The sequence below is a fragment of the Microvirga arvi genome (assembly GCF_016892765.1).
GTDB classification, from domain to species: Bacteria; Pseudomonadota; Alphaproteobacteria; order Rhizobiales; family Beijerinckiaceae; genus Microvirga; species Microvirga arvi.
In genome coordinates this window covers 18,894-31,490 of record NZ_JAFEMD010000008.1, presented here as the reverse complement: position 1 = coordinate 31,490, position 12,597 = coordinate 18,894, and the positions used below count along the sequence as shown (strand labels likewise).

The 12,597-nt window shown below is 65.5% G+C and carries 8 protein-coding genes; 5 read left to right on the top strand and 3 right to left on the bottom strand.

All coding sequences use genetic code 11. The features are described from left to right. Window positions 1-84: 84 nt before the first annotated feature. Window positions 85-2,532 carry a penicillin-binding protein 1A gene (locus ILT44_RS06805; RefSeq protein ID WP_204238823.1) on the bottom strand — a complete coding sequence of 816 codons (2,448 nt, stop codon included), beginning with the start codon at window positions 2,530-2,532 and terminating at the stop codon, window positions 85-87. A gap of 112 nt (window positions 2,533-2,644) precedes the next feature. Then, window positions 2,645-3,889 (bottom strand): N-acetylmuramoyl-L-alanine amidase, encoded by a 1,245-nt coding sequence (locus ILT44_RS06800; protein WP_239467973.1) that lies wholly within the window; start codon window positions 3,887-3,889, stop codon window positions 2,645-2,647. Between the two features lie 738 nt (window positions 3,890-4,627). On the opposite strand from ILT44_RS06800, the gene ILT44_RS06795 reads away from it, so the two are divergent. Then, window positions 4,628-7,333: an Rne/Rng family ribonuclease gene (locus ILT44_RS06795; RefSeq protein WP_204238821.1), complete on the top strand. Its 2,706-nt coding sequence runs from the start codon at window positions 4,628-4,630 to the stop codon at window positions 7,331-7,333. 435 nt (window positions 7,334-7,768) lie between these two features. Here the strand turns inward: ILT44_RS06795 and ILT44_RS06790 are convergent, their stop codons facing one another. Next, window positions 7,769-8,950 (bottom strand): pyridoxal phosphate-dependent aminotransferase, encoded by a 1,182-nt coding sequence (locus ILT44_RS06790; protein WP_204238820.1) that lies wholly within the window; start codon window positions 8,948-8,950, stop codon window positions 7,769-7,771. A 273-nt stretch (window positions 8,951-9,223) separates the two neighbouring features. On the opposite strand from ILT44_RS06790, the gene ILT44_RS06785 reads away from it, so the two are divergent. The 4 genes from ILT44_RS06785 to accC all read left to right on the top strand — a co-directional run bounded on the left by ILT44_RS06785 (window position 9,224) and on the right by accC (window position 12,579). After that, the gene (locus tag ILT44_RS06785) at window positions 9,224-10,003 is read left to right on the top strand and encodes a DsbA family protein (RefSeq protein WP_204238819.1); all 780 of its coding nucleotides are present in this window, start codon (window positions 9,224-9,226) and stop codon (window positions 10,001-10,003) included. A gap of 238 nt (window positions 10,004-10,241) precedes the next feature. Further along, on the top strand, window positions 10,242-10,709 hold the full coding sequence (gene aroQ / locus ILT44_RS06780; RefSeq protein WP_204238818.1) for a type II 3-dehydroquinate dehydratase: 468 nt from the start codon (window positions 10,242-10,244) through the stop codon (window positions 10,707-10,709). A gap of 26 nt (window positions 10,710-10,735) precedes the next feature. Then, window positions 10,736-11,209, top strand: coding sequence for an acetyl-CoA carboxylase biotin carboxyl carrier protein (gene accB / locus ILT44_RS06775; RefSeq protein WP_204238817.1), 474 nt, complete (start codon window positions 10,736-10,738; stop codon window positions 11,207-11,209). Window positions 11,210-11,217: 8 nt separating this feature from the next. Next, a complete protein-coding gene (gene accC / locus ILT44_RS06770) occupies window positions 11,218-12,579 on the top strand; it encodes an acetyl-CoA carboxylase biotin carboxylase subunit (RefSeq protein ID WP_204238816.1) in 1,362 nt (453 codons plus the stop codon). Window positions 12,580-12,597: the final 18 nt, after the last annotated feature.

Here is a 12,597-nt window from a genome sequence, read left to right as displayed (position 1 = left end):
ACCTCCCCGCACCCGGGTTCGGATGCAGGGATCAGCCGTTTCTCGCGCTATGGAGGGCAATCTCTATATGGTCGATCGGGCCGTTCAGTACAATCCGCCGGGCCCGACGCCACCGACCTGCCGGGGAGCCCCCGGCGCGCCCTGGTACTCGACCTGCGGCGCTTCCTCGGCCGGCTCAGGCGGGACGAACTCCGGAGGAGCGGTGCCTGGCTTGAAGGCTTCGAGGATCGTGCCGCCGCCCTCGCCGCCCGCGCGGGTGCCGGTCGAGGCGTTGACGCGGATCAGCTTGATGCCCGGCGGCACGCGGAACGGCGTCGCGGGCTTGTCCTTGAGGGCCAGCTGCATGAAGTCGCGGAAGACGGGCGCGGCATACTGGCCGGCCGTTGCCGCATTGCCGAGCGACTTGGGCTGGTCGTAGCCGAGGAACACGCCGACGGCGAGATCCGGCGAGAAGCCGACGAACCACACGTCCTTGGCATCGTTGGTGGTGCCGGTCTTGCCCGCGAGCGGCTTGCCGACGGCCTTGACCGTCTGAGCGGTGCCGCGCTGGACCACGCCTTCGAGAATCGAGGTCATCTGATAGGCGGTCAGCGGATCGAGCACCTGCTCCCGGTTCTCGGTGAGCTTCGGCGCGGCGCCGCCGTCCCATTTCTCCGCATTGCAGGTCGCGCATTTGCGGTCGTCGTGACGGTAGATCGTCCGGCCGTTGCGGTCCTGGATCTGGTCGATTAGGGTCGGCTTGATCCTGCGCCCGCCATTGGCGAACATCGAATAGGCGGCCGTCATGCGCATGACCGTCGTCTCGCCGGCACCCAGCGACATGGAGAGCAGCGGCAGCATGTCGTCGTAGACGCCGAAGCGGCGGGCGTATTCGGCGATCATCGGCATGCCGACCTCGTTCGACAGACGCACCGTCATCAGGTTCTTCGAATGCTCGATGCCGTAGCGGAGCGTCCGGATGCCGGCCGACTTGCCGTCATAGTTCGAGGGCGCCCAGGCCGCCTGCCCCGGCCCCATGTCGAGCACGAAGGGTGCGTCGAGAATCTGCGACGAGGGCGTATAACCGTTGTCGAGAGCCGTCGCATACACGATGGGCTTGAACGACGAGCCCGGCTGGCGCATCGCCTGGATCGCCCGGTTGAACTCGCTCTGGTCGTAGGAGAAGCCGCCCACCATGGCGTGAACGCGGCCCGTATTCGGGTCCATGGCGACGATGGCGCCTGAAATCTCCGGGATCTGGCGCAGGCGGAACTGGCCCTGCTTGTCGGCCAGCGGCTCCACATAGACCACGTCGCCGACCGCCACCGCCTTATCGACGGTGCGGCGGGTCCACTTCGCGCCATCGGCGGTGACGAAGCCCGTCTCGCGATCCTTCGACATCTGGCCGGATGCCTCGCGCTTGGGCTGCAGGCCGACCTTGGCGCGGCCGCCGGCTACCTCCAGCACCACGGCGACCCGCCAGGGCTGGATGTCGCCCAGCACGGGCACCTCCGACAGGGCGAGGCCCCATTCGCGGCCCGCGAGATCGATCTTCTGCTGGGCACCGCGCCAGCCGCGCGCCTCGTCGAAGCGCACGAGGCCGTCCACGAGGGACTTGCGGGCCATGGCCTGCATCTTCGGGTCGAGGGTCGAGCGGATGAGCAGGCCGCCCTCGTAGAGGGTTTCCTCGCCGTAGCGCTCTGCGATGTCGCGGCGCACGCCCTCGGCGAAGTAGCCCGAGGCGATGCTGTTCGGGGAGACATACCGCGGCTTGACGTTGAGCGGCTCCTTCTTGGCCTCCTCAGCAGCCTCCTGCGAGACGTAGCCGTTGGTGGCCATCCGGTCGATCACCCAGTTGCGGCGCTCGACGGCGGCCTTGCGCTGGCGGAAAGGATGGTAGTTGTTCGGCCCCTTCGGCAAGGCCGCGATGTAAGCGGACTCGGCGATGGTCAGCTCATGGATGGACTTGCCGAAATAGTCGAGGGCCGCGGCGGCTACACCGTGCAGGTTGCGCCCGGGAGTCAGGGTGCCGAGGAAGATCTCGTTGAGGTAGAGCTCGAGGATCTTGTCCTTCGAGAAGGTCGATTCCATACGCAGCGCGATCAGCGCCTCACGGATCTTGCGCTCATAGCTGCGCTCGTTGCCGACGAGGAAGTTCTTGGCGACCTGCTGGGTGATGGTGGACGCGCCCTGCTCGCGCGCTCCGCCCGAGCGCAGATTGACCACGACGGCGCGCATGAGCCCTTCCGGGTCGATGCCGGGGTGCTTGTAGAAATTCTTGTCCTCGGCCGAGAGGAAGGCCCCGATCACGAGCTTGGGCACGGAGTCGATCGGCACGTAGAGACGCCGCTCGCGCGCATATTCGGCGATCAGGCTGCCGTCCGCAGCGTGGATGCGGGTCATGACCGGCGGCTCGTAGTTGGCGAGCTGGGCGTGATCCGGCAGATCCTTCGAGTAGAACCAGAAGCCGTAAGCCAGCCCCACGGCGCCGATCAGAAAGAAGATCGCTCCGACGCTGAAGAGGAAGCCGAAAAATCGTAGGACGAAGCGCATCCGTAAGGTGTTCCATGACAGCGCCTTCGAGGCGCCTGTTTATGCAGATCTTGAAACGCTGACCCTCGTTATCCGATGAATCGCGCCCCCGCTACGGGTATCCACACTGTATCTATGGTAAAACTGCGGCAGCGCCCCTCCGGGCGAACCGTGTTGCGAAAAACCGATCCACGGCACTCGACATGGCCGAGACCATCTTGCCCCGCCATTCCTCGGACATCAACAGGTCCAGGTCCTTCTGGCTCGAGAGATAGCCGAGCTCGACAAGAACCGACGGGATGTCATGGGCCCGCAGCACCTGGAAGCGGGCCTGCCGGTGGGGGTTCTTGTTGAGCCGGGCGACGGAATCGAACTCGCCCACGAGGCGTGAGGCAAAGCCGTGGGAGAAGCTTCGCGTTTCCCGAAGCGTCAGATCCATCAGGATATCGGACACGTCGTCCGGCATGTCGCCCGATTCGACACCGGCCACGGCGTCGGCCTTGTTTTCGCGGTCGGCGAGGCGGGCGGAATCGGCGTCGGAGGCGCGCTCGGAGCCGGTATAGACCGTCAGCCCCCGCACATCCTGGCCGCCGGAGATCGAATCCGCGTGGACCGAGATGAAGAGGTCGGCCTGGGCTGCCCGCGCAGCCCGCACCCGGTCGCCGAGGGAGACGAACACGTCCTGCTCGCGGGTCATCAGCACCTTGTAGCGGCCGCTTTCCTCGAACTTCCTCTTCAAGCGCTGGGCGAAGGAAAGGACCAGGTCCTTCTCGACGACGTTGTTGGAGGAGGTTGCCGCTCCCGGGTCGATGCCGCCATGGCCCGGATCGATCATGATCACGGGCCGTGCATCCTTGGCTCCCTGAACGACAGGCACCGCAGCCTCTTTGGCAGGAGGAGCGTTCTCGGCAGCAGAGCGCCGGAACTCGTCGCGGTCGGCACGGGAGAGCTCGATGGTCAGGATCGTGGCGGCACCCGTGGCATCAGGCGTGGTCGTCATGCCGGAGACCACCGCCGGCTGGGTCAGTTCCATCACCACGCGGGAGCGGCCAGGGGCGAAGAGACCGTAGCGGTAGGAGGCGACAAGCCCTTCCTTGCTGCGCCCGGCCTCTACTGGGAGATGGAAGGCGACTTCCGGCAGGTCGATGATGACCCGGTCCGGGCGCTCCATGAGGGAGACCTGCGCCGTCACGGCCTTGGACAAGATCACCTTGAACCGTGTCTTCGACCCTTCCGATTCGACCGAAGCGGCAGCCGCAATGATCGTGGCCGCCGTCTTCGCTCCCTCGCCCGCCGCCCAGGCACGTCCGGCCACGGCGGCGATGACGATCGCCGCGAGGCATGCGCCGGCAAGGCGGATGAAGGAGGAGAGAGTCATCGCTGATCGCTGCGTTTCGAGCATCGGACCCAAAATAGCCTGCACTTTCGGGATCGATCCGATGCTCGATCCCTCAAGCGGCGCATCGTCGGTGCGGACCCGGAGGGCCACGCCAGTGGAAACCGGCTCCACTTTTCGAACGATGCGCGTGCGTCCTTCCTATACTCATAGACGTCGTTTGGTTAACGGAACCTCACGCCTGGCGGCACGATGCTGAGACTCTGTTGCATTCATGGCACAGTCACACAGCATCTTGCCAAATGCCCCAATCCCTCTGTAATGATCATGACCCCGTCCGGCATGGCCGAATCTGACGGCGGATCCGAGGGAGACGGTTGTGTTGACCGATCCTTCAGGTACCGCCTCACCCTCGACAGGCTCACGGACTGGGTCACAGGGCGACGCTTGTCGCCACTCGCCGATGGCCGGCTTCGCGCGGCCCATCGATATTTACGGAAGGGCCGTCTCGCATGGTTGCACGCACGAAGTCAGGTTTGACCTTCGTTTCTGCACCGTTCGAATCGCGCGTATCCCTTCGCGCACGCCCCAGCACCACCCTTTCCGGCCCTGAGCCGGCCCAATTCAACCCAGAATGCGCCCCATCGCGGCGCAGGATGGCGATCGACAGCAATCCGAACGCAATTTCAGCCCGCCGCCTTCGTTTGCGGCGGGCTTCACCGCCCACAATGCGGCCCCTGCCTCAGGTCCTGCCCTCGATCGCCATGTCGAGAGTTCAACATGGCAAACAAGATGCTCATCGATGCCTCACACCCGGAAGAAACCCGGGTCGTGGTGGTACGCGGTCAGAAGGTCGAAGAATTCGACTTCGAATCCGCTAACCGGAAGCAGTTGCGCGGGAATATCTATCTCGCCAAGGTCACCCGGGTCGAACCGTCGCTCCAGGCGGCCTTCGTGGAATACGGCGGAAACCGCCACGGGTTCCTCGCCTTCAGCGAAATCCATCCCGATTACTATCAGATCCCGGTTGCCGACCGTCAGGCGCTGCTCGAGGCCGAGGCCGAAGCCCAGCGCGAGGAAGAGCACGAGGAAGAGCGCCGCAACAACCGCGGCCGCCGTCGCCGCTCCTCGCCGCGCCGCGCTCAGAACGACGAGGCGGTCGTCTCGACCGAGGCCGAGGCGGGCGCCGAGAACAGCGCCGAGGCCGCTCCTGAAGGCGAGACCTCCAGCGCGACCGAAGAAGTCACAGAAACATTCAGCGAGGCAGGCGACGCTGCGCCGGTCGAGGCTGTGCCCCCCGCTGAAAGCGCCGCGGAAGACGCTTTCGAGGCCGTCGAGGGATCGGCTCATGTCGAAGCTCCTCGGAGCGATGAGGCCAGGGGCGAAGCCGAGGCCCGCTCGACGGAGGACGACGAATCCGACGAGGATGAGTCCGAGGGCGGCGAGGAAGACCACGACGAAGACGATTTGGAAGAGCACGAGATCGTCGAGCAGCTCGGCGGCGACGACGCCATCGAGGATCTGCCCCAGCGCCGGCGCACCCCGCGCAAGCAGTACAAGATCCAGGAAGTCATCAAGCGCCGCCAGATCCTTCTGGTCCAGGTCGTCAAGGAAGAGCGCGGCAACAAGGGCGCGGCGCTGACCACCTACCTGTCCCTCGCCGGGCGCTACTCGGTGCTCATGCCCAACACGGGCCGGGGCGGCGGCATCTCCCGCAAGATCACCAACGCGGCCGACCGCAAGCGCCTTAAGGAAATCGCCCAGGAGCTGGAGGTGCCCGAGGGAATGGGCATCATCCTGCGCACGGCCGGCGCCTCGCGCACCAAGCCCGAGATCAAGCGCGACTATGAATACCTGATGCGCCTCTGGGAGAGCGTGCGCGAGCTCACGCTCAGCTCCGCGGCCCCTGCCCTCGTCTACGAGGAAGGCTCCCTCATCAAGCGCGCCATCCGCGACCTCTACAACAAGGACATCGACGACGTGATGGTGGCCGGAGAGGACGGCTACCGCGAGGCCAAGGACTTCATGCGAATGCTCATGCCGAGCCATTCGAAGCTGGTCCAGCCCTACCGCGATCCGCAGCCGCTCTTCGCCAAGTTCGGCGTCGAGGCACAGCTCGACGCCATGTTCTCGAACGTCGTGACCCTAAAATCCGGCGGCTATCTCGTCATCAACCCGACGGAAGCCCTCGTCTCCATCGACGTGAACTCAGGACGGTCGACCCGCGAGCACAACATCGAGGACACGGCCCTTCGCACGAACCTCGAGGCATCCGAGGAGATCGCCCGCCAGCTGCGCCTGCGCGATCTCGCCGGCCTCATCGTCATCGACTTCATCGACATGGAGGAGAAGCGGAACAACCGCGCCGTCGAGAAGAAGCTGAACGAGTGCCTGAAGAACGACCGCGCCCGCATCCAGGTGGGCCGCATCTCGCCCTTCGGCCTGCTGGAGATGTCGCGCCAGCGCATCCGCACCGGCGTGCTCGAATCCTCCTCGATCCCCTGCCCGCACTGCGCCGGCACCGGCTTCGTCCGCTCGACCCCGTCGGTCGCCCTGCAGGTGCTGCGCTCGATCGAGGAAACCCTCATCAAGAATGCCGGCTACAACCTCGTCGTCCGCACGCGGATGGAGGCGGCCTTCTACATCCTGAACCAGAAGCGCATTCACCTGCGCGAACTGGAGACCCGCTTCGGCGTCGCCATCTCCATCGTGGCCGACGACAGCATCACCGGCTCGACCACCTATGCCATCGATCGCGGCGAACCGGCCCTCAAGCTGGAGCACAAGTCGGCCGCGACCGGCATCCAGATCGATGCCATCACCCCGGTCGACGAGCCCGTCGAGGAGGAGGATGAGGTCGAGACGGAAGAGGAAACCGCCGAGGAGGTCCAGGCCGCCGGCGAGGAACGCAGCGAGCAGGAGGAAGGCGAAGGGGTCGGCCGTGGCCGCCGCCGCCGCCGCCGGCGTCGCCGGGGTCGCGACCGCGAGACCTTCGCGGGAGCGGATCAGGGCGAGGGCGGAGAGGCCGAAGGCGAATCCGACGAGGATGAGACCGAGGGCGAAACGTCAGGAGACGAAGCGGCTCCGCTTGAGGCCGGCGAATCCGACGAGGAATCGCGTGGCGGACGCCGCCGCCGTCGCGGTCGCCGCGGCGGACGCGGACGCGGCCGGGACGAGACCACCGAGTTCGCGATGGAGGAAGGTTTCGTCGCTCCCGACGAGGCTGCGGCCGAGGCGGCACCCGCGCAGGAGGCCAGGTCCGAAGCCGAGGCTCCCAGGCCTGCCGCCCTGGAAGAGCGTCAGGAAGAGCGCCGGGAAGAGCGTATCGTCGCGCCGCAGCAGCCTGTGGCCGAGGAGCCTGCCGCTCCTGCTCCGGTCATCCCCGAGCCCGAGCCGGTCGCCGTCGTGCTGACCCCGCCCGACCCGGAGCGTCCGAAGCGCGCCGGCTGGTGGTCCAAGGCCAAGTCGGTCCTGAGCGGATCTTAGGACAAAAAGAGATGCCCGGCTCAACGCCGGGCATTTTCGTTTGGAAGTGTCTTGCTCGTCATGCCCGCACTTGTTGCGGGCATCCACGCCTTGGGAAACACAGGCATCATCCTGAGGAACCGCTTGCAGCGCGACCTCCCCAAAGTCTGGCTCATAAAGGACATGGCAATTGTTTCCCTCCCCCTTGCGGGGAGGGATCAAGGGTGGGGGTGGTGCGACTGGGTAATTGGTTAGAACGTTAGGCGCTGTATCAGCGTGCAGCTTCGCCCAAGAGGTTGAGTGCTCTGACTTTGCGACCCCCACCCCTACCCCTCCCCGCAAGGGGGAGGGAGAAGAGTCGCTGACTATGGGGCCAGACTTTCAGGATGAGGTTTGTGTTTACGGAGACGTGGATGGGCGGGACAAGCCCGGCCATGACCGGGAGGTATAGGTTTTCTACTTCAGCCATCCCCTCAACCGTGCCACCGTCTCGCGGCAATCGTTCTCGGAGCCTGCGAACGACAGGCGCAGATAGTGCGAGCCTTCGAGGGGGTCGAAGTCGAGGCCTGGGGTCGCGGCGACGCCCGCCTCCTCCAGCATGCGCCTGGAGAAGCCGATGGAATCGTTCGTGAAGCGGGCGATGTCGGCATAGATGTAGAAGGCGCCGTCCACCGGATGCATCTCCGTGATGCCGATTTTGGGCAGCTCCTCCAGGAGGTAGGCGCGGTTGCGGGCATATCCCGCCTTCACTGCTTCCAACTCCTCCATGGCGTCGAAGGCGGCTAGCGCCGCCACCTGGGACAGGTAGGGCGGCGAGATGTAGAGGTTCTGCGCCAGCCGCTCGATGGGCCGCACGAGGCGCTCCGGCACCACGATCCAGCCGATGCGCCAGCCCGTCATGCAATAGTACTTGGAGAACGAGTTGATCACGACCGCATCGTCGTCCGAGGCGAGCGCCGTCGCGGCCGGCTCGCCGTAGGTCAGGCCGTGATAGATCTCGTCGGATACGAACCACAGCCCCAGACGGCGGCATGTCTCGCCCAGCTCGGCGAGCGCCTTGCGGCCGATCATGGTGCCCGAAGGATTCGCCGGGCTCATGGCGAGAATGCCGTGGAGCGGCTTTTCCGCATGAGCCCTGGCGATGGCTTCGGCGGTCATGATCCAGCCATCCGCCTTGGCGAGCGGGATCGTCACCGGCTCGATGCCGAGGGCCTCCAGGATGTTGCGATAGGCCGGATAGCCGGGCGCCGTGATCGCCACCCGCTGGCCCGGATCGAAGAGGCTCAAGAAAGCCAGCACGAAGCCGGCCGAGGAGCCGGTCGTCACCACCACCCGCTCCGGCGCGATGCCGACCCCGTAGGTCTCGCGGTAATGCCGGGCGATCCGCTCGCGCAGCGCCGAGAGGCCGAGCGCCTCCGTATAGCCGATACGGCCGAGATCGAGAGCCGCCTTGGCCGCCTCGCGGGCCGCTCGCGGGGCGGGCGCCGAGGGCTGGCCCACCTCCATATGGATGACGCTGTCCCCCCGCCTCTCCTTGGCTGCGGCCGCGCTCAGCACGTCCATGGCCAGGAACGAGGCGACGCGGTCCATGCGGCGCGCAATGAGGGGCGGGCGGAGATCGGCGGATGATTTGGTCATGGAAAGGGTCGTATCCGGTTGCAGGGACGGCCTCAAGAACCAACTTTTCCCGTCATGGCCGCACTTGTTGCGGCCATCCACGTCTTCAGCAAGAGCACAACCTGGATCCCCGGGACAAGCCCAGGGATGACGTATGGAATAAGCGTTACGAAGGCGTGATTTGACGCCGCACGCCTCAAGCCGCTAACTCGCGATAGAACAACGAGTCTCAACTCCGCCTTGAACCATTGTTATAGGCCGGACTTGTCTCAGGAATCCCGCAAAGGACCGGATATGCGCTCTTCGCTTCTCAAAATCGGCCAGGCTGTGGCCCTGCTCGGCACGCTGGCCATGGCGCCCGCCGCAATGGCGCAGAGCGCGGTCTTCACCGACCAGCAGAAGCAGGCCATCGGCGAGATCGTGAAGGACTATCTTCTGAAGAACCCGGAGGTTCTGACCGAGGTCATTTCCGAACTCGAGAAGCGTCAGGCCGAGGCGCAGCAGGTGGCCCAGGCAGGCGCCGTCAAGGAAACAAAGCAGTCTCTCCTGAACGCTTCCCACTCCTACGTGGTCGGCAATCCGTCCGGCGACGTTACCCTGGTCGAGTTCTTCGACTACAATTGCGGCTACTGCAAGAAGGCGCTGGCCGACGTCCAGACGCTCCTGAAGAGCGACCCCAAGCTGCGGGTCGTGCTCAAGGACTTCCCGGTCCTCGGACCCGATTCCGTGGAGGCGAGCCGTGTGGCGCTCGCGGTGAAGAACCAGCTCCAGGGCCCCAAACTCTTCGATTACCACGTGAAGGTCATGGACACTCGGGGCCGCGTGAATGGCGAGCGCGCCATGGCGGTCGCCAAGGAGGTGGGCGTGGACATGGCCCGCCTGCAGAAGGACGTGGAGAGCGCCGAGATTCGCAACGCCCTGCAGGAAAACATGGCTCTCGGCGACAAGCTGAGCCTGTCCGGGACCCCGGCCTTCATCGTCGGCGAGACGGTGATCCCCGGCGCCGTCGGTCTCGAGCCCCTGAAGCAGCTCGTGGACAATGTCCGGCAGTGCGGCAAGGCAAACTGCGGATAGCCGCGTCTTCCACCGTCATCCCCGGACCTGTTCCGGAGATCCACGTCTTTCAGCCGCTCAGAAGACGCGGATGGCCGTGACAAGCCCGGCCATGACGATGAAAACGGGTTTCATAACCCAACGGAACCCCCGCCAAGCTTGGGAAAGCCTTGGTTTTCCCCTTCCCCCCTGCTCGCCTTTTGGCTAAGAGGGCGTCTCGGCTCCGCCTGGCGGAGCTTCAAGGAACGCTCCTCATCCGATGACCACCGTCTTCGTCCTCAACGGACCCAACCTCAACCTGCTTGGCCGCAGAGAGCCCCAGATCTATGGCAGCACCACGCTGCAGGATATCGAGAAGCTCGTGCGCGAGAAGGCCGAGGCTCTGGGGGCGGCCGTCACGTTCCGCCAGTCGAACCATGAGGGACACCTCGTCGACTGGATCCATGAAGCGGGAGCGCAGGGAGCCGGCATCATCATCAATGCCGGCGCCTATACCCACACCTCGATCGCGCTGCGCGACGCCATTTCCGGCAGTGGCGCTCCGACGGTCGAGATTCATCTTTCGAACGTTCATGCACGCGAAGGCTTTCGCCATCGCTCGCTCATAGCGCCCGTCTCCGTCGGCGTGATCTGTGGTTTCGGGCCCATGAGCTACCTGCTCGGCCTGGAAGCGGTTCACCGGGTGATGGCCGAGCGGGCCCGCCAGGCAAAGTCCTCCCAGCACTAATTCCTCAGGAAGCAGAGGTAAGCCCCATGGCCAAGGAAAACCCTTTCGATCCCGATCTCGTCCGTGAGCTGGCGAATCTGATCGCCGACACGGATCTCAGCGAGATCGAAGTGGAGAAGGGCGACCTTCGCATCCGCGTGGCGCGCATGGTCACCGCCGCCGTCACGGTCCCGGTGGCAGCTCCCGCGTCTCACGCTCCCGCACCGGTCGTTGCCCCGCCTCCCGCTGCGGCTGCCATCGAGGCCGCGAAGTCTGGCGCACCCCATCCCGGCGCCGTGCTCTCGCCGATGGTCGGCACCGCCTACCGCAAGCCCTCCCCGGAAGCGAAGAACTTCGTCGAGATCGGCTCCAAGGTCCAGGCCGGCGACAAGGTCCTGCTCGTCGAGGCCATGAAGACCTTCAACGAGATCGTGGCGCCCCGCGCCGGCACCGTGACCGCCATCTATGTCGAAGACGGAACTCCTGTTGAATACGGCGAACCCCTCCTCGTCATCGAGTAAGGCGCGATATGTTCGATAAGATCCTCATTGCCAACCGAGGCGAGATCGCCCTGCGCATCCTGCGCGCGGCGAAGGAGCTCGGCATCGCCACCGTCGCGGTCCATTCCACCGCCGACGCGGATGCCATGCATGTGCGCCTGGCCGACGAGAGCGTGTGCATCGGCCCTCCGGCCGCCCGCGACAGCTATCTCAACATCCCGGCTCTGATCGCCGCCTGCGAGATCACCGGCGCGGACGCGATCCATCCCGGCTACGGCTTTCTCTCCGAGAATGCGCGTTTCGCCGAGGTGCTGGAGCATCACCGCATCGCCTTCATCGGCCCCAAGGCGGAGCATATCCGCATCATGGGCGACAAGATCGAGGCCAAGCGCACCGCCAAGCGCCTCGGCATCCCCTGCGTGCCCGGCTCCGAGGGCGGCATCACCGATGACGACGAGGCCAAGCGGGTCGCCAGGGACATCGGCTATCCGGTCATCATCAAGGCCGCCGCCGGCGGCGGCGGGCGCGGCATGAAGGTGGCGCGCACGGAGGACGACCTCGTCCACGCGCTGCAGACCGCCAAGACCGAGGCCAAGGCCGCCTTCGGCGACGATGCGGTCTATATCGAGAAGTATCTGGAGAAGCCGCGCCACATCGAGATCCAGGTGCTCGGCGACGGCAAGGGCAACGCCATCCATCTCGGGGAACGCGACTGCTCCCTGCAGCGCCGCCACCAGAAGGTGTGGGAGGAAGGTCCCTCGCCGGCGCTCAACGTGGAGATGCGCGAGCGCATCGGCGGCGTCGTGGCAAGGGCCATGCAGGACCTGCAATATGCCGGCGCCGGCACCATCGAGTTCCTCTATGAGGACGGCGAGTTCTACTTCATCGAGATGAACACCCGCATCCAGGTGGAGCACCCTGTTACGGAAATGATCACCGGCATCGATCTGGTCAACGAGCAGATCCGCGTGGCGGCGGGCCATCCGCTCTCGGTCCGGCAGGAAGACGTCAGGATCGAAGGCCATGCCATCGAGTGCCGCGTGAACGCCGAGCATCCCTCGACCTTCCGCCCCTCGCCGGGCACGATCAGCTACTTCCACCCGCCAGGCGGCCTCGGCGTGCGCGTCGATTCGGCGGCCTACCAGGGCTACCGCATCCCGCCGCACTACGATTCCCTCGTGGGCAAGCTCATCGTTCACGGCCGCACCCGCAACGAGTGCCTCATGCGCCTGCGCCGGGCCCTCGACGAGTTCGTGGTCGACGGCATCGACACCACGCTCCCGCTCTTCCGCACCCTGGTGCGCAATCCGGACATCCAGAACGGGCAGTACGACATCCACTGGCTCGAGAACTTCCTGAAAACCGGCGGATTGGGCGACGAGCCGGCGTAACGTCTTGTTATGAAATAT